The organism is Methylosinus sp. shoA, assembly GCF_059718125.1.
In genome coordinates this window covers 4,721,354-4,742,316 of the sequence record NZ_AP046091.1, presented here as the reverse complement: position 1 = coordinate 4,742,316, position 20,963 = coordinate 4,721,354, and the positions used below count along the sequence as shown (strand labels likewise).

Here is a 20,963-nt window from a genome sequence, read left to right as displayed (position 1 = left end):
CTATCGTCGGGAGTGTCTTTGGAGGGGAGCTCCGCTCACCCCCGCGCCGTCAGCGGATGCTCGCGCACGTCTGGATCGAACACCAGCGACACCTGCACGTCGCCGACCGTGCGCAGCACATGCAGCGAGATCGCCGATCGCGCGTCCTGGCGCAGGGCGATGTCGACGCGCGCGTCGCCGAGCGAGAGATTGCGCAGCACGATCTCGCCGGCGAAGGACGGCACTTCCGGGTTGACCAGACGAATCTGCCGCGCCTTGTGATCGAATTCGAGACCGAGCATGGTCTGGATCAGGAGAAAGGGCGCGCTCGCCGCCCAGGCCTGCGGCGAGCAGGCGGCGGGATAGAGCGTCGGGCCGCGTCCGCGCCGCCGGCGAAAGCCGCAATAGAGCTCGGGGATCCGCCGCGCCTCCATATAGCTCGCGGCGCGCACCAGCGATTCGAACACGAGGGCGACGCCGTGCTTGAAGCCGTAGCGGCCGAGCCCATGGGCGATGATCGCATTGTCGTGCGGCCAGATCGAGCCGTTGTGATAGGACATCGGATTATAGCGGCTCTCGCCGCGCGCCACCGTGCGCAGGCCCCAGCCGGAGAAGAAATTCGTATCCAGCAGGCCGTCGGCGACGCGCTCGGCGCGATCGGGCCGCGCTATGCCGGCGTAGAGCGCGTGGCCGGCGTTGCTCGTGCGCACCTTGCATTGCTTCTTCTCGCCGTCGAGCGCCAGCGCATAGGTGCCGATCTCCTCGCACCAGAAGGCCGCCTCGAAGCGCTCGCGCAGCTCTTCCGCCTCGCGCGCGAGCTCGGCGGCGCGCGCCTCCATGCCGAGCTCGCGCGCGCAGAAGGCGGCGAGCCGCCGCGCGGCATAGACATAGGCCTGCGCCTCGACGAGCGCGATCGGCCCTTCGGCGAGGCGCCCGTCGGCGTGGAACACGGAATCGTGCGAATCCTTCCAGCCCTGATTGACGAGCCCCTGCTCGGTGTGGCGCTGATATTCGATGAAGCCGTCGCCGTCGACATCGCCGGGGCCGCCGATCCAGGCGAGCGCGCGCTCGATCGCCGGCCACAGCTCGGCAACGAGCGCGAGATCGCCGGTGCGCCGCGCATAATAGCCGGCGAGCACGACGAAGAGCGGCGTCGCGTCGACCGAGCCGTAGTAGAGGCCGAAGGGAATCTCGCCGAGCGCGGCCATCTCGCCGCCGCGCATCTCGTGCAAAATCTTGCCCGGATCGCAATCGGACGTCGCGTCACGGCCGATCCCTTGATAAGCGGCGAGGCGCTTCAGCACGCCGACGGCGATCGAGGGATCGAACCACAGCATCTGCAGCGCGGTGATGAGCCCATCGCGTCCGAAGGAGGTCGAATACCAGGGAATGCCGGCGTAAGGATAGGAGCCTTCCGGCGTCTTGGTCAGCAGCATGCGCACATCGGCCGTCGAGCGCCAGAGAATGGCGTTGAGCGTCGGATCGGATGTCTCGACATGGGCGCAATCGCGCGTCGAGGCGGCGAGCTCGCGATGCAGTCCGGTGAGGCCGCTGAAGAAGGATTGCGTCGACTTCGGCAGGCGGCCGCGGCTCGCCGCGGTGAGGAAGATGGTGCGCGCCTGCCGCGGCGCGAGATGCAGCGAGTAAGTCGCGACGCTGTCGACGAGCAGCGAAGGGTCCGGCTCGAAGGAGAGCGCCGTCTCGCGCAGCACGCCGTCGAGCCCGCGATAATAGAGCGCGACGGCGCTCGCGGCCAACACTTGCGCCCAGGCGGCGCCGCGCCGCGCGCGCCGCACGCCGCGCACCTCGAAAATATCGGCGAAGTCGTTGGCGAAGGCGAGCGAGAGATTGAGCCGCACCTCCTCGGCGCTCTGATTGGAGACTTCGAGCCGCTCGCGCAGCGAGCCGTCCTTCAGATAAATGGTGCGCGAGATATAGACCGAGTCTTTCAGAAGCGCGATCTTGCCGTCGATGAAGATGTCGGGATTGGTGAGATCGACATAGAAGCTCAGATTGTCGTCGCGGATCGCGGAATCGAGCAGCAGCGGCTGCGCGCCGTCGATCAGCAGCTCGAGATGCGAGAGATAGCGCGTGTCGCGGTCGAACAGACCGTCCGGTCCGCCGGCCGTCGCGCCTATGTCGCCATGGCTGTCGAAGACGGCGAATGTGTCGTCGTGCTTGAGCGTGCGGCGCGGGCGCGAGGGCGGGCCGATCGCCGGAATATAGAATTGCAGTTCGTGCGCTTGCAGCCCGTCGCCGGGCGGGTCCGGCGAGACGCTTCTTTGTTCGGCGCTTCGCTCTGAGCCGGAGGTCACGGCCGCGGCCTCTTGTTCGAATGGAGCGGCCGTCGCGGCGCGCGTCGTCGATCCTCGTCCCGCTTCGCGTCAGGCCGCCGGTCCGACGACGCCGCTGTCGAGCGTAAATCGTTCGGCGGGAAGGAGGATCGGCCGCGCGCCCGGCGCGCCGAGCAGACGTCGATAGAGGGCGACATAATCCTTCGCCATGCGCGAAGCGGAAAACCGCGCCTCGAAGCGGCGGCGCACGCGGGCGCGATCGAGCGCCAGCACGCGGCCGAGCGCGGCGATCGCCTCGCTCACCGTGTCGACGAGGCAGCCGGTGACGCCCTCGTCGACGACCTCCGGAACGGAGCCGCGGCGAAAGGCGAGCACGGGCGTGCCGCAGGCCATGGCCTCGATCATCACCACGCCGAAAGGCTCCGGCCATTCGATCGGGAACAGCAGCGCGCGCGCCTCGCCGAGAAAGCGGTTCTTTCGCCGATCGTCGATTTCGCCCACATAATCGATCATCGGCGGATCGAGCAGCGGCGCGATCACGCCGCGAAAATAGTCTTCGTCGGGACGATCGACTTTCGCCGCGATCTTCAGCGGCAGGCCGACGGCGGAGGCGATGGCGATGGCGCGGTCGAGCCCCTTCTCCGGCGAGACGCGGCCGAGAAAGGCGAGATAGCCGCCGCGCGGCTCGAGCGTCGGCGCGAGCAGATCGAGCGGCAGTCCATTCGGCACGGTGCCGATGAAATGGGCGTGCGGAACGGGCGCTCGCTGCGCGTCGGAAATGGAGACGAGCGGCATTTCGGCGAAGCGCGTGTAGAAGTCCTCGAGATCGGGAAGATCCTGGCGGCCATGCAGAGTGGTGAGCGTGCGCCCGGCGATGTCGCGGAACAGCGGGAACTGCAGCTGGTCGATATGAAAGTGCAGGATGTCGAATTGCCCGGCCATGCGGCGCGCCTTGTCGAGCATGGCGAGATAATGCGGCAGGGGATCGGGCGCGCCCTTCTGCCGCAGCGGCAGGTCGCAGCAAGGCACGAGCCGCGCCGAAGTGACGGATCGCCCGCTCGCGAACAAGGTCACGTCATGGCCCTGCGCGACGAGCTCCTCGGTGAGATAGGAGACGATGCGCTCGGTTCCGCCATAGAGCCGCGGCGGCACGCTCTCGATGAGCGGCGCGATCTGCGCGATTCTGAGCGGCAGCGAACAGGCGGGGAATGTCTCGACGGGGCCACGCCATTGCTGCGACAGCATTCTCGCACTCGTTTCGACGCCTACGCTCCCCGCAAAGGTCAACTCTCGATCGGCGCGAAAGTTCCGAAACGGCGACGCTCGCGCGACGCATCGAAGCGCAGTCGTGGGCGGTCGATCGGCGCGAGATCAGAAAAGGGCGCTTCCTTCTCCCGCTCGGCGGGAGAAGGCGGCCCCGCGAAGCGGGTCGGATGAGGGTTGTCGCGAGCGGTAATCGGTGTGGAACGCTCTTGACAGGATCGGACAATATTCCTATTCTTCACCCGCTTCCGCCGCATGGGGCGGCGCCCGAAGGGTCGGGCGGCGTCGGCGGGGCACGGTTCGCGAGGACGGGAGGCGACCCTCTCCCGCCCCCTCGCGACGCCACGCCGCCGGCGCCGGTCTTCCTTCGTGCGGAAGCCTCGCGAAAGCGAGGCGCGGACCGGGCCGAATATCCGAGGGTGGCGCGGGGATAGACTACCCGAAAGGGGAAAACAACCCTGGCCCCGGAGGCGGCGAACAGAAAAGGCGGCCGTGGTCCGGAACGCTCGAGGCTCCGACCAACCTTCCCTTTTCCGCGGCCGAAACGGCGCCGCGGCGTTCCGGACCTCCCATCTCCCGCGCCGGAAACGGCGGCGGGGACGCCGGTGTGGGCAGTAATGAGTAGGCGGTAGCGAGAATGAGTAGGCGGTAGCGAGTAGGAACGCCGTGGTCACTCACAATGCCGACCGCCGCAGCTGAACCGCAGCTGCGAAAACCGCGACAATTTCTTGGCGCGCGGCCGCGAGCGGCGGCTATACTGTGGCGGTTCCGGGGTCTTTTCGGCGAAGTCCCCGTTTTTGCTACTGCCGAGCTTGTGTGGACGAAGGCTGTTCGAATAGGCATGTCTTGAACGAGACATGAGGACGCGATGAAGAACGTCGAAATTCGTCTTTTCGCCGCAGCGCTTAGCGCTGGAGCCGTCGCGGCGGCCGCCTCGTCGGCGCAGGCCGGAATGGCGCGGGACGCCAATGTCGCCGGCGCCGCCGCGATTGCGCCGACCAAAGTGCTGGTGCTCGGCTCCGAGCATCGCGCCAGCGCCGAGCAATATGCCGCGAGGAACAAGCTCGATCTCTCCACGCTGAAGCGCGCGCACGCCGCCTCGGGGCTCGTCACCTGCGGCCGCGCCCACGGCGCCGGCCAGCTGACCGTGGCCAATGACGTCATCACCACGGCCGCGCATGTGTTTCTCGACGAGCGCGGCGCGCATCGCTCGCGCGCCTGCTATTTCGTCACCGACATCGACGGAAAGAAGCGCCGCATTCCGATCGACATGGGCACGATCGTCGCCGGCTCGGCCAGGCCTTATTCGGCCAAGGCCGTCAATGATTGGGCGGTGGCGCGGCTCGCACAGCCGCTCGGCGACGTGGCGCCCTATGATCTCGCCGGCGAGATCGCCGTCGATCAGCCGGTGGAGTTCGTCTCGCGCGGCCATTCCGATTGGCGCGACGCCGAAACCATGTCCTTCGAGGCGTGCCGGCTGCGCGCACAGACCAATCAGGTCAAGGGCGGCACGCGCGAATTCGCCTTCGACTGCGGAACGGGCGACGGCGCCTCGGGCGGGGCGGTGCTCGCCGGCGAGCAGCGGCTGCGGCTCGGCGCCATTCTCGTCGGCTGGCGCAGCAGCGATCCTGCGCGCGTCGGCCCCTATTCGCAGAACAATTACAATTTCGTCGTCTCGATCGAGGGCCCGTTCCGCGAGGCCGTGCTCGCCGCCGCGCGGCGCGACGCCGGACCTGCGACGGCGCAGGCTCAGCCCGGCGAAAAGACCGGCGAGCGGGACGAGGATCGCCGCTCGGCCGGCCGCGATTGACGGCGCGGACCGCGGGCGCTGCGCCGCCCGCGGTCCGCTCGTCACATGCGCACGAGATGGTCGAAGGCGGAGAGCGCGGCGGTCGCGCCTTCGCCCATGGCGATGACGATCTGCTTATAGGGAACCGTCGTCGCGTCGCCCGCCGCGAACACGCCCGGCGCCGAAGTCTGGCAGCGGCGGTCGATCTCGATCTCGCCGAAGCGCGAGAGCGTGACGGCGCCCTTCAGCCATTCGGTGTTGGGCAAGAGGCCGATCTGCACGAAGACGCCGTCGAGCGCGATGTCGCGCGTCTCGCCGCTCTCGCGGTCGCGATAGGAGAGGCCCGTCACTTTCGCGCCGTCGCCCGAAATCTCGGTCGTCTGCGCGGAGACGACGATCTCCGCATTGGGAAGAGAGCGAAGCTTCGCCTGCAGGATTCCGTCGGCGCGCAGCTTCGAATCATATTCGATCAGCGTCACATGAGCGCAGAGGCCGGCGAGATCGATCGCCGCCTCGACGCCGGAATTGCCGCCGCCGATCACCGCGACGCGCTTGCCCTTGAAGAGGGGCCCGTCGCAATGCGGGCAATAGGCGACGCCCTTGGTCATATATTGGGTCTCGCCCGGCACATTGATGCGCCGCCAGCGCGCGCCGGGCGCGAGGATGATCGTCTTCGATCTCAGCGTCGCGCCATTGGCGAGGCGCAGCTCTGAAAATGCGCCGGACTCGGCGGCGGGAATGAGCGCGGCCGCGCTCTGGCCATTCATCACATCGACCCCATATTCGGCGACATGACGCTCGAGCGCCGCCGCCATTTGGGGACCTTCCGTGTGAGGCACGGAGATGAAATTCTCGATTGCCGCCGTGTCCTGCACCTGTCCGCCGAAGCGCTCCGCGACAATTCCCGTGCGCACGCCCTTGCGCGCGGCATAGATCGCCGCCGCGGCGCCAGCCGGGCCGCCGCCGACGATCAGCACGTCATAGGGCGCTTTCGCCGAGAGCGCCGCGGCCCGCTTCTCGCCGGCGCCGGCGTCGAGCTTGTCGAGAATCTGCTCCAGCGTCGCGCGCCCGTGCTGGAAGGGCTCGCCGTTCAGGAACACGCTCGGCACGGCCATGATCTGCCGCTCCTCGACCTCGCGCGGAAACAGCGCGCCGTCGATGGCGACATGGCTGACGCGCGGATTGAGCGCGGCCATCAGGTCGAGCGCCTGCACGACCTCGGGGCAGCTCTGGCAGGTGAGCGAGAAATAAGTCTCGAAGCGATAAGCGCCATCGAGCGCCCGGACGCGCTCCAGAACCTCTTCCGCCTCCTTCGGCGGAAGGCCGCCGACATGGAGCAATGCGAGCACGAAGGAATTGAACTCGTGTCCGCCGGGAACGGCGGCGAAGCGCAGGCTCACTTCGGCGCCGTCGCGCTCGATCGCGAAAGAGGGGCGTCGCGCGTCGTCGTCGCGGCGCACATAGGAAATCTTGTCGGAGAGGGTCGCGATCTCTTGCAGCAGCTCGGCGAGCTCGGCCGATTTCGGGCTCTCGTCGAGCGACGATGCGAGCGTGATCGGCGTGACGATGCGCGCGAGCAGACCCTGCAGCTGGCTCTTCAGATCGGCGTCCAACATCTCTTCGGCTCCCGGCTTCGACACGCGCTTCGAAGACGCGCGAACACCAGTCCCCTCGCCCTGAGGAGCCCGCGCAGCGGGCGTCTCGAAGGGCGCGTCGCCTCGCGCGCTGGAGCATCCTTCGAGGCTTTTTGCGTTCTGCAAAAAGCGCCTCAGGATGAGGGGCGGTATTTTCCAGGCGAGCATTCGAGCCTTCGGCCGGCGAGCCGGCCGAAGGCGTCTTGCGATTTAGATCTTGCCGACGAGGTCGAGCGAGGGAGCGAGCGTCTTCTGGCCCTCTTCCCACTTGGCCGGGCAGACTTCGCCCGGATGCGCCGCCACATATTGCGCCGCCTTGATCTTGCGCAGCAGCTCCAGCGCATTGCGGCCGACGCCGCCGGCGTTGATCTCGACGATCTGGATCTTGCCGTCGGGATCGATGACGAAAGTGCCGCGGTCGGCGAGGCCGGCCTCCTCGATCAGCACGTCGAAGTTGCGGCTCAGCGTCAGCGTCGGATCGCCGACCAGCGGATATTCGATCTTGCCGATCGCCGGCGAGGTGTCGTGCCACGCCTTGTGAGCGAAATGCGTGTCGGTCGACACGCCGTAGATCTCGACGCCGATCGCCTTGAAGGCCGCATAATTGGTCGCGAGGTCCTCGAGCTCGGTCGGGCAGACGAAAGTGAAGTCGGCCGGATAGAAGAAGAACACCGACCATTTGCCCTTCAGCGTCGCCTCGGTGACCTCGACGAATTTGCCGGCGTGGAAGGCGGTCGCCTTGAAGGGCTTGATCTCGGTTCCGATCAGGGACATGCGATGGCTCCTCAGGATGGCCGTGGACGTGAGCGCGCCCCGGCGGGTGAATGCGAGGCGGAAACTAGCCGCAGTGCAGCATCGAAAAAAGCAAAAAATCACGATTTGATTATTCGATTTTATCGATATATTGCGCTCATGGCGATTCTGCCCACATTGCGCCAGCTGCGCTTTCTGGTGGCCGTCGTGGACGAGCGGCATTTCGGCCGCGCGGCGCAGGCCTGTCTCGTCGGCCAGTCGACGCTGAGCGCCGGCGTCCAGGAGCTGGAGGCGCTGCTCGGCGCGCAATTGTTGGAGCGCACCAAGCGCCAGGTCGCGCCGACGCCGCTCGGCCGCGAGCTGGCCGAGCGCGCGCGGTCGGTGCTGAGGGCGGCCGAGGAGATCGTCGACATCGCCCGCGCCGCCCAGGCGCCGATGTCGGGGCCGCTGCGGCTCGGCGTCATTCCGACCATCGGGCCCTTTCTGTTCCCGCGCGTGACGCGGCGGCTGCGGGCGGCTTTCCCGCAATTGAAGCTCTATCTGCGCGAGGAGCAGACGGCGCCGCTGCTGGCGCGCCTCGAGTCCGGCGAGCTGGACGCGGCCGTTCTGGCGCTGCCCTATCCGCTGCGCGGCATGGAGGCGCGCGAGATCGGCGTCGACCGCTTTTTTCTGGTGTGCCCGCCGGAGCATCGGCTGAGCGGGACCGGCGCGGTCGGGCTCGACGAGATGGCGGTCGAGGATCTGCTTCTGCTCGAGGACGGCCATTGCATGCGCGACCATGCGCTCGCCGCCTGCGCGCTCGAGGGCGCCCGCCGCAATGCCGCCTATCAGGGAACGAGCCTGCATACTCTCGCGCAGATGGTGGCCAATGGGCTCGGCGTCACCCTGATGCCGGAAATGGCGCTCGACGCCGGAATATTGCGCGGCCTCGATCTGTGCGTCCGGCCGCTGGAGGGCGAGGCGCCGTTCCGCCGCATCGGCCTCGTCTGGCGGCGCCGCTCGGCCCGCAAGGAGACTGTTTGCCGGCTGGCCGAAGCGCTCGCCGATTTTCTGGCCGACCCCGGCGCCGATTCTTCGCCGCGGCGCGCCGAACCGGCCGGCGTCTCGTGAGTCGGGCGAGCGCGGCTATCGGCCGAAAACGGACGGGGCTTCGCCCCAAGAGTCCTTCACCCGCCCGAAATGCGACACGGGATCATAGGCCGCGACCGAAAGGCCGAGCGCAGGCGCCGACAGGCGGCCGATCGCCGCCAGCGCGGCATAGGAGGCGACGACCCGGTCGCGCTGCGCGAAGACGAGGCCGATGCGCGCGCCGAGCAGCTCCTGCTGGGCGTTGAGAATATCGAGCGTCGTGCGCTTGCCGGCCTTGGCCTCCTCGCGCACGCCCTGGAGCGCGCGCTCCGCCGCTTCGATCTGCGCGGTCGCCGCCGCGACCTGCGCCTTTGCGGCCTCGAGCGCGCCCCAATTGGCGCGCGTCAGCGCCAGGAGCTCGGCGCGCGCGACGTCCACGTCGAATTTCTTCTGCCCGGCGACCTCCTTGGCCTGGCGCATGCGCGCCGAGGTCTCGCCGCCGGAATAGATCGGCACCGACAGTTTGCCGAGCACCTGCGCGCCGAGCGCCCGATTGCCGCGCCCCTCTATGTCGGATTGCGTATAGACTTTGCCGACCATGGACAGCCTCGGCATATAGTCGCTCTCGATCACCTTGATGTCGTATTCGGCCGCGTCCGCGTCGTGCAGCGCCGCGCGCACGACCGGATGCTCGGCGGTCGCGATGCGCTCCGCCGCGTCGCGGCTCCGGGGCAGCAGGCGATCGACCGCGGCGCCCGGCGCGAGCTGTCTCGGCTCCGCGCCGACGACCTGTCGGTAGCCTCCGACGCTGGCGTCCAGCGCGGCGCGCGCCGCCGCGGCCTGCGAACGCCCGGCGGCGAGCCGCGCCTCGGCCTGGGCGATGTCGGTCGGCGTGATCTCGCCCGCCGCATAGCGTTCTCTGGTCTGACGCAGCTGCTCCTGCAGCACGGCGACATGATTTTGTTGCAGGCGCAGCGCCGCCGTGTCGCGCAGCACGTTCATATAGACGGTCGCGGCCTCGAACAGCACGCGCTGCTCGACGAGCCGCAGGCGTTCGCGCCCGGCATAGACTCCGGTCGTGGCGGCGAGCGTCGCATTGCGGGTACGAAAGCCGTCGAACAAGGGCTGCTCGACGCTGAGCGCGGCCGAGCGCGGCAGACCGCGATTATTCTGTATGCCCTCGACGAATTTGCGATGGAGATCGTCGTGATTGTCGATCTCGATCGACTCCTGGACGGAGCGGCGCCGTTCGACCCCGAGATAGGCGTCGCTGCGCACGCTCGGGCGGAACTGCGAGAGCGCGCGCGGAACGTTCTCGTCGGTTGCGCGCTGCGCCGCGCGTTGCGAATTGAGCGTCGGATTGCTCTCATAGGCGCGGGCGAGCGCCCCCGCGAGCGTCTCGCCGCGAGCCGCCGGCGTGGCGAGGCAGGATGCGGCGAGCGCCGCCGCCGCGAGGACGAATCGTCTCACGCGTCGGCCTCCCGCGGCGCATCGGTCTCGAGCGGCTCGTCGGCGACGATGGGCGTCTTGCGTCCGATCAGCGAATACAGCGCCGGCAGCACGAACAAGGTCAACAGCGTCGCGCTGATGAGACCGCCGATGACGACGGTAGCGATCGGCTTCTGCACTTCGGCGCCCGTGCCGGTCGCGAAGGCCATGGGAACGAAGCCGAGCGAGGCGACGAGCGCCGTCATCGCGACGGGCCGCAGACGCGTCATCGCCCCCTCGACGATCGCGGCGCGCGGCTCCAGCCCGAGAGCGAGGAGCTGCAGAATATAGGTGCGCATCACGAGGCCGTTGAGCACGGCGACGCCGGAGAGCGCGATGAAGCCGACCGCCGCCGACACGGAGAGCGGCATGCCGCGCAGCCATAGCGCCGCGACGCCGCCCGACAGGGCCAGCGGCACGGCGGTGAACACGATCAGCGCGTCGCGCGCCGAGCCCAGCGCCGAATAGAGCAGAAGAAAAATGAGAAAGAAGCACAAGGGCACGACGACCATGAGCTTCTCGCGCGCGGCGGCGAGATTTTCGAACTGTCCGCCCCAGGAGACCCAATCGCCCGGAGCGAGCGCCACTCTCGCTCTCACCTTCTCCTGCGCCTCGGCCACCACGGAGGCGATGTCGCGTCCGCGCACATTCGCGGAGACGACGACGCGCCGCTTGCCGTTCTCGCGCGAGATCTGGTTCGGACCTTCGTGAAGATCGAAAGAGGCGACCTGCTTCAGCAGAATGGGCCGGACTCCGTCGCCGTGGCTCGTGGCCGCGACCGGAATATTGCCGAGCGCGTCCATGTCCTCGCGCAGCCGGTCCGCGAGCCGCAAGATGATCGGAAAGCGCCGGTCGCCCTCGAAGACGACGCCTGCGCGCTCCCCGCCGACCGCGGCGCCGACGACGTCCTGCACCTCGCCGACGCTGAGCCCGAGATGAGCGATCTCGTTGCGGTCGATCTCGATCTCGAGAAAGGGCAATCCCTCGATCTGCTCGACCTTCACATCCTCGGCGCCTTCGACGCCGCGCAGGATCGAGGCGATGCGCTCGGCTTCCCGTGACATGGAGTTGAAATTCTCGCCGAACACCTTGACGGCGATGTCGCCGCGCACGCCGGCGAGCAACTCGTTGAAGCGCAGCTGAATGGGTTGCGAGAACTCGTAGAGATTGCCCGGAAGCTCCGTCACCCGCTTCTCGATGCGGCGGATCAGCTCGTCCTTTGGAAGGCTCGGGTCGGGCCATTGGTCTCGCGGCTTCAGAAAGATATAGGCGTCGGTCAGATTGGGCGGCATGGGGTCGGTCGCCGCCTCGGCGGTGCCGGTCTTGGAGAACACATAGGCGACCTCGGGCGCCTCCTGGATCGCGCGCTCCACCTCGCTCTGCATCGCCTGCGATTGAGTGAGGGAGGCGCTCGGTATGCGGCCCGCCTGCATGGCGAGATTCTTCTCGTCGAGCGTCGGGATGAACTCCTGGCCGAGACGGGCGGAGAGCAGCAGCGCGAGCAGGAATGCGCCCGCGCCTATGGCGATCGGCTTCGCCGGCGACGCGATCGCGGCCTCGAGCCGTGGCCGATAGGCGCGCTTCAGCCGGGCGATGATCTTGTTCTCGCTCTCCTCGACGCGGCCGGAGACGAGGATCGCGATCATCGCCGGAACGAAGGTCAGCGACAGCACGAAGGCCGAGATCAGCGCCATGATGACGGTGATCGCCATCGGATGGAACATCTTGCCTTCGACGCCGGAGAAGGAGAGCAGCGGCACATAGACGAGGATGATGATCGCCTGGCCATAGACCGTCGGCCGGATCATCTCCGTCGTCGCTTCGATGACGGTCGCGAGGCGCTGCTCGAGCGTGAGGTCGCGTCCCGTCGTCCGCCGGCGTTCGAACAACCGCCGCAGGCAGTTCTCCGCGACGATCACCGCGCCGTCGGCGATGAGGCCGAAGTCGAGCGCGCCGAGGCTCATCAGATTGGCGCTGATGCGGCCCTGGACCATGCCGGTCGCGAGCAGCAGCATGGCGACCGGTATGACAAGGGCGGTGATCAGCGCCGCGCGGAAATTGCCGAGCAGCAGGAACAGCACCAGGACGACGAGCGCCGCGCCCTCGGCGAGATTGGCGGCGACGGTGCGGATCGTCGCATCGACGAGGACGGTGCGGTCGAGAATCGTCCGCGCCTCGATCCCCGGCGGCAGCGAAGCGGACACGGCGCGCAGCTTCTCGCCGACCGCCGCGGAGACCGCTCGGCTGTTGCCGCCGATCAGCATCAGGGCCGTGCCGATGACGACCTCCTCGCCATTCATGCTGGCGCTGCCGACACGCATCTCGCGGCCGGTCCCGACCTCGGCGATGTCGGCGACGCGCACCGGCACGCCGCCCCGCGTCGTGACGACGACACGGGCGATGTCCTCCATCGTCTCGAGCCGGCCGCCGCTGCGCACCACATAGCCTTCGCCGTTGCGCTCGATATAGCCGGCGCCTCGGCTCTGATTGTTGCGCTGCAGCGCCTGCGTCACCTCGCCGAAGGTAATGCCGAGCGAGAAGAGCTTCATCGGATCGGGCCGCACGTCGAACTGCTTCACGAAGCCGCCGAGCGAATCGACGCTCGCGAGCCCGGGGACCGACCGCAGCGGCGGCTTGACGATCCAGTCCTGCACCGTGCGCAGATAGGCGGTCTTCTCGAGATCGCTGCGCAGGATCTGGCCGTCGGGCGTGAGATAGGAGCCGTCGCTCTGCCAGCCGGGCTCGCCGTTCACGATTCTGCGTTCGCCCTCGGCGTAGCGCACCGCCCACATATAGATTTCGCTGAGGCCGGTGGCGATCGGCCCCATGCGCGCCTCGACTCCCGGCGGAAAATTCTCCTTCGCTTCGGCGAGCCTCTCGTTGATCTGCTGGCGCGCGAAATAAATGTCGAGCTTCTCGGCGAACACCGCCGTCACCTGTGAGAAGCCGTTGCGCGAGAGCGAGCGCGTATATTCGAGTCCCGGAATGCCGGCGAGCGCGGTCTCTATGGGGAGAGTGATCTGCTTCTCGACCTCGGTCGGCGACAGCGCCGGCGCGATGGCGTTGACCTGCACCTGATTATTGGTGATGTCCGGAACGGCGTCGATCGGCAGCCGTGGCAGCGAGAAGGCGCCGACGAGGCAGGCGAGCAGGGTCAGCAGCGCGACGAGCCATCGCTGGCGGACGGAGAAGGCGATCACATGCTCGATCATCTACGCTCGCATTACGCTTCACACGCGCCGCCGGCGCCGTCAGTCCAGCCCCTCGAGGCGGGCCTTGCCCAACTCCGCCTTCAGCACGAAGGCGTTGGTCGCGGCGACCTGCTCGTCCGGCTCGAGGCCGGAGACGATCTCCACCCAGTCGCGATCGCTCTCGCCGGGCGCGACCTTGCGCTTCACGAAACCATCTGGTGTTCGGACGAAGACGATCGGATCGCCCTCGAAGGAAAGCAAAGCGGCGCGCGGGACGCGCACGCGAACCTCCCTCTCGGCCAGAAAAACGCGCGCCGTCATCGAGGCGCCGGGCCGCAGCGCCTGCTCCTCGTTGGAAAACGAGGCGATCGCCCCGCCCGAATGCGTCGCCTGATCGATAGTCGGCCGGACGAAGACGATGCGCCCTTCCGCCGCCGCCTCGTCGCGATGCGCGAGACGCACGCGCTGCCCGTCGCGCAAATCGCCGAGGTCGGCGATGGCGACCGAAATCTCGGCGACGACGACCGAGAGGTCCGCGATGGAAAAGAGCTCCTTCTCCTGCCCCTCGCCGCCGACCGGCTGTCCGAGATGCACGCGCCGCTCGATCACCCTGCCGGCGGCCGGCGCGCGGATGTCCTTGCTGCGCAGCGCGCTCGGCTTCTGGCGCGGCAGCTCGGCGATGTCCGCGTCCGAGAGGTCGAGCGCCGCGAGCTTCTGGCGTGCGAGATCGGCATGGAGCCGCGCCTCCTCGTAAGCGCCGCGCGCCTTGAGGAAGGACTGCTCCGCTGCGATCTTCTTCTCGAACAGGCCCTTCTCGCGCTGGAACAGCGCCGATTGCAGATCGAGCGCGACGAGCGCGGCGAGATAGTCGCTCTTGGCGTCGGCCACCTCGCGGCTGTCGATCACGGCGACGACCTCGCCCTTCTCGACAGGATCGCCGAGCTTCTTGCGCAATTCCGCGACTGTGCCGGCGACTTTGGCGGCGACCTTGCCGATGCGGTCGGGGTCGACCGCGACGACGGCCGGGGCGACGATGACGCGCGCGAGCGTCCCCGGCGCCGCAGGGACGGTCTCGATTCGCTCGGCGGCGATCTGCTCGGCGGACAGGGGGACGAGCCCTTCCTCCACCGCAGAGGCGGACGGAGCCTCGCGACTTGCGCCGAGCCGGGATCGGAACGATGTGTAGAGCGGCGGCAGAACGGAGCCGAGCGCGACGCCCGCGGCGAGAGCCGCGCCGAGGCCGAGCCGGCGTCTCCAGTGCGCCGGCGGGCGCTGCGAAAAGTCCGGCGCGCGCTCGCCGGCGTTCGCCGGAACGACCGCTGCAGCCGTGAGCCGTCGCAGGAAAGAGGGAAAGGCAGCGCCACGCATCTGCCCATTCTTAGCCCAGCCGACCGGCCGCGTCCACGGCGGCGCGCGGAGGCGGCCAGCCGAGGCTGCGCACACGAAAAAGGCCCCGCCGGCGGGCGGGGCCTCGATCGCAGCACGGGCGCATCACTCGTTGTTGCGGCCGCCGAACAGGAAGAGCAGCGACTGGAACATGTTGATGAAGTCGAGATAGAGGGAGAGCGCGCCGAACACGCTCTGCTTCTGCGCGACTTCGGGGCCATAGCCGACGCTCTGATAATAGCCGTCCTTGATCCGCTGGGTGTCCCAGGCGGTGAGGCCGGCGAAGATGAACACCGACAGGATCGACAGGCCGAACTGCAGCGCGCTGCTCTGGAAGAAGAGATTCACCAAGCTCGCGATGACGAGACCCCAGAGTCCCATCACCAGGAAGGAGCCGAAGGCCGAGAGATCGCGCTTCGTCAGATAGCCGTAGAGGCTGAGCCCGCCGAAGGCCGCAGCGGTGATGAAGAATACCTTGGCGATCGACGCGCCGGTGAAGACGATCATCAGCGACGACATCGACAGGCCCATCACCGCCGAGAAGGCGAGGAAGACGTTGCGCGCGGTCGCCGCCGACATCCGCTCCGCGCGGAAGCCGAGGAAGAAGACGAAGGCCAGCGGCGCCAGAATGACGGCCCAGCGCAGCGGACTGGCATAGAGCATCTGGCCGAAAGGCGTGAAAGCGATCTGGCGGCCGCCTTCCCTCACGACGGCCAGCATATGGGTGGCGAGCGCCACGAAGCCGGTGACGCCGAGGCCGAGAACCATATGATTGTACACGCCGATCATATAGGCGCGCAGGCCCTCGTCGATCTCTGCCGCGCCGGCTCTGGAGACGCCGCCCCGGTAGCCGAAGCTCGTGTTGCGGTCGAAATTGGTCATGTGATCCTCTCGATTAAGGGTCGCACGGCCGGTCGGTCCGACCCCGTGCGCGCGAACCTCGTGTCCGAATATGGCGTGCGATCCGGGCGAAAACAAGCCGTGGAGAAGCGAAAACGCGACGACGGACGCTGCGCGCGAAGTCTCGGCGATTTCAATACTTGTTCTTCGCTCCGACATGAACGTTCTCCTTGCCGCCGCCGCGTTCGCGCATCCGGGATTTTCTCCGTACTCGAGAGGAGGGCGCCGTCGCTGGAATTCGTATAATGGTCGATGCGAGCCGGATGATTTCTCGGCGAAGGACCGGCCTTCTTTCGGGAGTTGCGATTTTGTTCTCGGAATTTCGAGACGATCCGTCGTCGTGCTGCGAAGACGGGCCGACAGAGTCGGCGCGACGCTGGTATGTCGTGCAGACGCGCCCGCGGCGGGAGGCGGGCGTCGTCCTGCAGCTCGGGGCGCAGAAATTTCACGCCTTTCTGCCGCGGATGACCCGCACCATGCGGCACGCCCGCAAGCTGCGGCTCGTCGAGGCGCCGGTGTTCCCGGGCTATTTGTTCGTGTCTCTCGATCTGCGGCGCGACCGCTGGCGATCCGTCAACGGCACCTTCGGCGCCGTCGGCCTCATCATGGGCGACGAGCTGCCGACTCCGGCGCCGCGCGGCGTCGTCGAGCAACTGCTCGCTTACGCCGACGCGCGCGGCCTCTGCCGATTCGACCAAGATCTCGTCGAAGGACAGAAGGTCAGAGTGCTCGTCGGTCCTTTCGCCGACGCGATCGGAAACCTCGTCCGCCTCGGCGCCAACGAGCGCGTCCGCGTGCTGCTCGACATCATGGGCGGCCATGTGCCCGCCACGCTCGAGCGATCGGCTCTCGCAGCCGTTTGATTCCTCTCGTCGCGCGCGACGGCGCGCGGAGCGACGCGTCATGACCGGCGAGGCGAGCATGGCGCATTCGCTCAAGGTGCGCACGCCCTTGGTCGACAGCGCGCTTCTGACGCGGGCCGCGCCCTTCGTCTTGCGCCGTCCGCTCGACGGAAAGCGCTTGCTCGCCGAGGCGCCCGCGCATCCGCTCCCCCGCCGCTCGCGCGCTGGTTCGCCTCGCAGCAGAGATATGCCGCTGGATTGTGTCGTCGAGCGTGTCGACGAGGCGACGCTCGTCGCGCGAGCGGCGGCGACGATCGCCGCGGGAAAAGCCGTCGGCTGGTTCCAGGGGCGCATGGAGGGCGTTCGCGCCGACGCTCGCCAAAAGATGATCGCCTCCGGATATGCTCGATTCGTCCAAACCCTACTGCATATGGGGCGTCCAGGAGGCCGATTTTTCACGGAGATAATCGATCGGCGCGCACCGTTTCGGGATCGACCCTCGATGGGCGACAAGACCGGCGCCGTGCGATAGTCTGCGGCGCGGGCGAACGGCAGGGAAGGAAAAATGCGAGCGACGGGCGCGGTCTCAGCGCTTCTCTTTGCCGTGGCCTTTGGGCGCGCGAGCGCCGAGCCGCTCTCCTTTCCCGACGATTTCGTCGGACGGCTCGAGGCGCTGGCGCTGATCGGGACGCTGAACGCCGAGTTGCTCGCCGGCCGCTCCGCAACTCTCGTGCTCGAGAAATGGTGCGCCGATCATCATATGGCGGCGGCGCCCGAGATCGTCGCGCGCGTAGAGGGCGCCGGAACGCCGCCGAGCGACGAGCAGCGCAAGCGCCTCGGCATAGGCCCCGACGAGCCGGTCAAGCATCGCCGCGTGGCGCTGACCTGCGGGACGCATAGGCTCTCGGAAGCCGATAATTGGTACGTGCCTTCGCGCTTGACGCCCGAGATGAATCGCGTGCTGGAGACGAGCGAGGCGCCTTTCGGCAAGGTGGTGCAGCCGCTGCAGCCCTTTCGCCGCACTTTCGCGGTCGAGACCTTGTGGTCGCCTTTGCCGAAAGCCTGGGAGAGCAAGACACGCGAAGAAATCCTGCGCGATCGTCCGCCGGGCGAGCGGCTCGACGCGCCGCATGGGCTCATCGAGCATCGCGCCATCGTCCATGGCGGCGACGGCAAGCCGATCTCCGAAGTGCGCGAGACCTATACGAACGAAATTCTCGATTTCGACGCCCCGGCGGCGCGGGAGAGGTGAAGCGGCGACCGGCGCGGTCCGGCGTCACTGCCTCGGCCTGTCGCCATGCGGGCGTTCGTGAGGCGGGAGCGAGTTCATCGGACGCGGCGACGCGACGCTCGAGTTTCAGTGTATGTTGCGAGTCGGGACTCCGATTCGCGAGGCGGGAGAATGGGCGCCAGAGATCCGATATTGTCCGGTATGGAAGAGTCGACCTTGAAGGAATGTCCGATCGATCCGACGTGGATCATCGAAGGCGCGCCCGTCGCGCGGGCGCAACTGCTCTCCCGCAGCGTCGACGGCGCCGCGTCGACCTTCATCTGGGATTGCACCGCCGGCGTGTTCCACTGGCATTTCGACAATGACGAGACGGTCTATCTTCTCGAAGGCGCGGTGATCGTGCGTGACGACGCCGGAGCGGAGCGCCGCCTCTCTGCGGGCGATCACGCCTTTTTCCGCAAGGGAACGCACGCCGTATGGCATGTCGAGACCTATGTGCGCAAGCTGGCCTTCTGTCACAATCCGCTGCCCAACTCGCTCGTCGTCGTGAAGCGAGCCGCGCAGAAACTGCTGGAGGCGACGGGGCTGCGCGGGCCCGAGGCGCCGGCGCTCGGCTGAGCTCCGCCCTATATCGCGCTCGGGTCTCGGTCCGCGGCGTCGCCCTCCGCGTCGAAGAGACCGAACTGCGCCGTCGGCCGCGCCGGTTCGGCGAGGCCGAGATGGCGGAAGGCGTGGGGCGTCAGCAGGCGGCCGCGCGGCGTGCGCTGCAGAAAGCCCTGCTGCAGCAGGAAGGGCTCGATGATGTCCTCGATCGCGTCGCGCGGCTCGGAGAGCGCGGCGGCGATGGTCTCGATCCCGACCGGGCCGCCGCCGAAATTGACCGCGACCATCTCGAGATAGCGGCGGTCCATCACATCGAGGCCGATGCTGTCGACCTCGAGCAAAGCGAGCGCGCGGTCGGCGAGGGCGCGCGTGATCTGCGAATTTTCCACGATGGCGAAATCGCGCACGCGGCGCAGGAGCCGCCCGGCGATGCGCGGCGTGCCGCGCGCGCGCGCCGCGATCTCGCGGGCGCCGTCTTCGCTCATGGCGACGCCGAGCACGCGCGCGCCGCGCCGCACGATCAGCTCCAGCTCTTCCGCCGTGTAGAAATTGAGCCGCACCGGAATGCCGAAGCGGTCGCGTAGCGGCGTGGTGAGGAGGCCGGCGCGCGTGGTCGCGCCGACGAGGGTGAATTTGGCGAGATCGATCTTCACCGAGCGCGCCGCCGGGCCTTCACCGATGATGAGGTCGAGCTGGAAATCCTCCATCGCCGGATAGAGGATTTCCTCGACCGCCGGATTGAGCCGGTGGATCTCGTCGATGAACAATACGTCGCGCGGCTCGAGATTGGTGAGCTGGGCGGCGAGATCGCCGGCCTTGGCGATCACCGGGCCGGAGGTGGAGCGGAAATTGACGCCGAGCTCGCGGGCGACGATCTGGGCCAGCGTCGTCTTGCCGAGGCCGGGCGGGCCGACGAGCAGCACATGGTCGAGCGCCTCGCCGCGGGTCTTGGCCGCCTCGATGAAGATTTTGAGATTCTTGCGCGCCGCCTCCTGGCCGGTGAAGTCGGCGAGCGCGAGCGGACGCAGCGAGGCGTCGGGATCGTCGTCGCGTTTTTCCGGCGTCACGAGGCGGCGGGGAGGGGTGGTCAAGAAACGCGGCTCCATTTGCGTCGGATGCGCGGGGCGGGACGTTGTGCTAGCATCCGTCGGCGGAGCGAGCCCCATGAATCGTCCCTCATCGCAATATGAGTATATGTCCCTCGACGATTTCGAGGAACTTCTCGCCGACAAGCCCGCCGACGAAAAGTGGGAGCTGATCGGCGGTCGCGTCGTGCGCATGATGGTCGGCGCGCGGTGGGAGCATCATTTTGTCGCGCAGAACCTCGCATTCGGCTTGCGGCAACGGCTTCGCGAGAAAGGCTCTCCCTGCTACGTTTTCGCAGAAACCTTCTTCATGAAGGAGAAGGCGATCGATTCGGCGACGCTCCCGGATGTGATGGTCCGCTGCGGCGCAATGGAGCCGGGCGCGACCTCGGTGAACGATCCGACTGTCTTGGTCGAGGTCATGTCCGAGGGGAGCAAGGCGCGCGACCGCTTCGAGAAATGGGCCGTCTACCAGAAATTGCCCAGCCTGCGCCATTATGTGCTGGTCGAGCGCGACCGCGCTCATATCGAGACATTCGATCGTGCAGGAGACGCCTGGTCCGGCGTGCGCATTCTCGATGGGTTGGACGCCACGCTCGACCTGCCCGCGATCGGTGTCGGCGTCCCTCTCGCCGAAATTTACCGCGATGTGATCTCCGCCTGAATCTTCACCGCGCGCCCACCCGCCGCCGCGCCTCGATCGAGACCCACACATTCGGGTCCTCCTGCGACTGGCGCTTCACGAAGCGATAGCCGGTTCTGTCCCAGGGCTTCACCGCGTCCGTCAGATTGTCGAGGATGAAATCGCCGCGGCTCGTCCGGGCGGTCAGGATCGTATGGCCCTGGTCGTTCTTGTCGCGCACGATGGTCATCAGCAGCGCCTGGCGGGGGAGGCCCATCTCGATCAGCCGGCGCCGCTTCTCCAGCGCATAGATCTTGCAGTCGCCCTTGCCGTCGGTCGGATAATCCCAATGATCGGCGATCGTGCCCCAATGCTCGAGATTGGAGACCGGCTCGATCGCCGCATTGACCGCGTGGTTGATCTGCTCGATCTGCGCCCACGCCTCCCGTGTCAGCTCGATGTCGGCCGCGGGCAGCGCGCCCTGCCGGCACTCCTGCGGCCGCCGGCTACAAAAATCCATCCACCCATAGGGAATGGAGGTCGCTTCGCCCGTGGCGGCGAAGCTCGACTTCGGAGCCTCGGCCAGAGCGGGCGCGGAGCCGAAGGCGAGGGCCAGGAGAAACAGGCGGACAGCGAAGGCGGACACGTGGAGCTCCCCGAACAGGCCGACGGGCCTGGAGGGAGCCCGACGTCGTTTCGAGGGCCACTCTGCGGGCGGGCCCTTTGCCCGCCCGCCAATCCGAATGCTCGCATTTTAGCGAAATCGCGTTTTTGTCGCGGCGCGGCGGGCCGTTGACCCGCGCCGCTCCGACGCAATCTCTCGATGCGGCGCAGT

The 20,963-nt window shown here is 67.7% G+C and carries 17 protein-coding genes; 7 read left to right on the top strand and 10 right to left on the bottom strand.

Features of this window, described 5'->3' with window-relative positions; genetic code table 11:
- Positions 1-35 precede the first annotated feature (35 nt).
- Complete coding sequence (locus tag AC6IW9_RS22185) at positions 36-2,294, bottom strand: amylo-alpha-1,6-glucosidase (RefSeq protein WP_497767525.1); 2,259 nt, start codon at positions 2,292-2,294, stop codon at positions 36-38.
- A 69-nt stretch (positions 2,295-2,363) separates the two neighbouring features.
- The gene (locus AC6IW9_RS22180) at positions 2,364-3,518 is read right to left on the bottom strand and encodes a glycosyltransferase family 4 protein (RefSeq protein WP_497767522.1); all 1,155 of its coding nucleotides are present in this window, start codon (positions 3,516-3,518) and stop codon (positions 2,364-2,366) included.
- Between the two features lie 886 nt (positions 3,519-4,404).
- On the opposite strand from AC6IW9_RS22180, the gene AC6IW9_RS22175 reads away from it, so the two are divergent.
- The gene (locus AC6IW9_RS22175; protein ID WP_497767520.1) at positions 4,405-5,346 is read left to right on the top strand and encodes a trypsin-like peptidase domain-containing protein; all 942 of its coding nucleotides are present in this window, start codon (positions 4,405-4,407) and stop codon (positions 5,344-5,346) included.
- Positions 5,347-5,387: 41 nt separating this feature from the next.
- Here the strand turns inward: AC6IW9_RS22175 and ahpF are convergent, their stop codons facing one another.
- Together ahpF and ahpC are read right to left on the bottom strand one after the other, a co-directional pair.
- Entirely contained in the window at positions 5,388-6,941 is a 1,554-nt protein-coding gene (gene ahpF, locus AC6IW9_RS22170) for an alkyl hydroperoxide reductase subunit F (RefSeq protein ID WP_497767517.1), read from the bottom strand.
- 228 nt (positions 6,942-7,169) lie between these two features.
- Positions 7,170-7,733, bottom strand: coding sequence for an alkyl hydroperoxide reductase subunit C (ahpC, locus tag AC6IW9_RS22165; RefSeq protein ID WP_497767515.1), 564 nt, complete (start codon positions 7,731-7,733; stop codon positions 7,170-7,172).
- A gap of 138 nt (positions 7,734-7,871) precedes the next feature.
- Here ahpC and AC6IW9_RS22160 point away from each other — a divergent pair, with 138 nt between their 5' ends.
- Positions 7,872-8,822, top strand: coding sequence for a hydrogen peroxide-inducible genes activator (locus AC6IW9_RS22160; RefSeq protein WP_497767513.1), 951 nt, complete (start codon positions 7,872-7,874; stop codon positions 8,820-8,822).
- 15 nt (positions 8,823-8,837) lie between these two features.
- Here the strand turns inward: AC6IW9_RS22160 and AC6IW9_RS22155 are convergent, their stop codons facing one another.
- From AC6IW9_RS22155 to AC6IW9_RS22140, 4 genes are all read right to left on the bottom strand, one after another.
- Positions 8,838-10,250 carry a TolC family outer membrane protein gene (locus tag AC6IW9_RS22155; RefSeq protein ID WP_497767510.1) on the bottom strand — a complete coding sequence of 471 codons (1,413 nt, stop codon included), beginning with the start codon at positions 10,248-10,250 and terminating at the stop codon, positions 8,838-8,840.
- Positions 10,247-13,480 (bottom strand): efflux RND transporter permease subunit, encoded by a 3,234-nt coding sequence (locus AC6IW9_RS22150; RefSeq protein WP_497767508.1) that lies wholly within the window; start codon positions 13,478-13,480, stop codon positions 10,247-10,249. Before AC6IW9_RS22150 ends, AC6IW9_RS22155 begins: the two co-directional genes overlap by 4 nt.
- A 39-nt stretch (positions 13,481-13,519) precedes the next feature.
- On the bottom strand, positions 13,520-14,827 hold the full coding sequence (locus tag AC6IW9_RS22145) for an efflux RND transporter periplasmic adaptor subunit (protein WP_497767505.1): 1,308 nt from the start codon (positions 14,825-14,827) through the stop codon (positions 13,520-13,522).
- Positions 14,828-14,950: 123 nt separating this feature from the next.
- Complete coding sequence (locus AC6IW9_RS22140) at positions 14,951-15,727, bottom strand: Bax inhibitor-1/YccA family protein (RefSeq protein ID WP_497767501.1); 777 nt, start codon at positions 15,725-15,727, stop codon at positions 14,951-14,953.
- 404 nt (positions 15,728-16,131) lie between these two features.
- Between AC6IW9_RS22140 and nusG the strand changes: the two genes are divergently transcribed.
- The 4 genes from nusG (at position 16,132) to AC6IW9_RS22120 (ending at position 18,436) form a co-directional block, all read left to right on the top strand.
- Entirely contained in the window at positions 16,132-16,608 is a 477-nt protein-coding gene (gene nusG / locus AC6IW9_RS22135; RefSeq protein ID WP_497767498.1) for a transcription termination/antitermination protein NusG, read from the top strand.
- A 40-nt stretch (positions 16,609-16,648) separates the two neighbouring features.
- Positions 16,649-17,119 carry a hypothetical protein gene (locus tag AC6IW9_RS22130; protein ID WP_497767495.1) on the top strand — a complete coding sequence of 157 codons (471 nt, stop codon included), beginning with the start codon at positions 16,649-16,651 and terminating at the stop codon, positions 17,117-17,119.
- Positions 17,120-17,152: 33 nt separating this feature from the next.
- Complete coding sequence (locus tag AC6IW9_RS22125; RefSeq protein ID WP_497767492.1) at positions 17,153-17,839, top strand: hypothetical protein; 687 nt, start codon at positions 17,153-17,155, stop codon at positions 17,837-17,839.
- Positions 17,840-17,989: 150 nt separating this feature from the next.
- Positions 17,990-18,436, top strand: coding sequence for a cupin domain-containing protein (locus AC6IW9_RS22120; protein WP_497767489.1), 447 nt, complete (start codon positions 17,990-17,992; stop codon positions 18,434-18,436).
- Positions 18,437-18,444: 8 nt separating this feature from the next.
- Here AC6IW9_RS22120 and ruvB read toward each other — a convergent pair whose 3' ends face one another.
- Positions 18,445-19,527 carry a Holliday junction branch migration DNA helicase RuvB gene (ruvB, locus tag AC6IW9_RS22115; protein ID WP_497767487.1) on the bottom strand — a complete coding sequence of 361 codons (1,083 nt, stop codon included), beginning with the start codon at positions 19,525-19,527 and terminating at the stop codon, positions 18,445-18,447.
- 58 nt (positions 19,528-19,585) lie between these two features.
- Between ruvB and AC6IW9_RS22110 the strand changes: the two genes are divergently transcribed.
- The gene (locus AC6IW9_RS22110) at positions 19,586-20,170 is read left to right on the top strand and encodes a Uma2 family endonuclease (protein WP_497767484.1); all 585 of its coding nucleotides are present in this window, start codon (positions 19,586-19,588) and stop codon (positions 20,168-20,170) included.
- A 4-nt stretch (positions 20,171-20,174) separates the two neighbouring features.
- Here the strand turns inward: AC6IW9_RS22110 and AC6IW9_RS22105 are convergent, their stop codons facing one another.
- A complete protein-coding gene (locus AC6IW9_RS22105; protein ID WP_497767481.1) occupies positions 20,175-20,774 on the bottom strand; it encodes a transglutaminase-like cysteine peptidase in 600 nt (199 codons plus the stop codon).
- Between the last annotated feature and the right edge of the window lie 189 nt (positions 20,775-20,963).

Bases quoted from the DNA above. Each gene is read 5' to 3' on its own strand.
- AC6IW9_RS22180 (WP_497767522.1), bottom strand. From the start codon at position 3,518: ATGCTGTCGCAGCAATGGCGTGGCCCCGTCGAGACATTCCCCGCCTGT.
- AC6IW9_RS22175 (WP_497767520.1), top strand. From the start codon at position 4,405: ATGAAGAACGTCGAAATTCGTCTTTTCGCCGCAGCGCTTAGCGCTGGA.
- ahpF (WP_497767517.1), bottom strand. From the start codon at position 6,941: ATGTTGGACGCCGATCTGAAGAGCCAGCTGCAGGGTCTGCTCGCGCGC.
- ahpC (WP_497767515.1), bottom strand. From the start codon at position 7,733: ATGTCCCTGATCGGAACCGAGATCAAGCCCTTCAAGGCGACCGCCTTC.
- AC6IW9_RS22160 (WP_497767513.1), top strand. From the start codon at position 7,872: ATGGCGATTCTGCCCACATTGCGCCAGCTGCGCTTTCTGGTGGCCGTC.
- AC6IW9_RS22150 (WP_497767508.1), bottom strand. From the start codon at position 13,480: ATGATCGAGCATGTGATCGCCTTCTCCGTCCGCCAGCGATGGCTCGTC.
- AC6IW9_RS22145 (WP_497767505.1), bottom strand. From the start codon at position 14,827: ATGCGTGGCGCTGCCTTTCCCTCTTTCCTGCGACGGCTCACGGCTGCA.
- AC6IW9_RS22140 (WP_497767501.1), bottom strand. From the start codon at position 15,727: ATGACCAATTTCGACCGCAACACGAGCTTCGGCTACCGGGGCGGCGTC.
- AC6IW9_RS22130 (WP_497767495.1), top strand. From the start codon at position 16,649: ATGACCGGCGAGGCGAGCATGGCGCATTCGCTCAAGGTGCGCACGCCC.
- AC6IW9_RS22125 (WP_497767492.1), top strand. From the start codon at position 17,153: ATGCGAGCGACGGGCGCGGTCTCAGCGCTTCTCTTTGCCGTGGCCTTT.
- AC6IW9_RS22120 (WP_497767489.1), top strand. From the start codon at position 17,990: ATGGGCGCCAGAGATCCGATATTGTCCGGTATGGAAGAGTCGACCTTG.
- ruvB (WP_497767487.1), bottom strand. From the start codon at position 19,527: ATGGAGCCGCGTTTCTTGACCACCCCTCCCCGCCGCCTCGTGACGCCG.
- AC6IW9_RS22110 (WP_497767484.1), top strand. From the start codon at position 19,586: ATGAATCGTCCCTCATCGCAATATGAGTATATGTCCCTCGACGATTTC.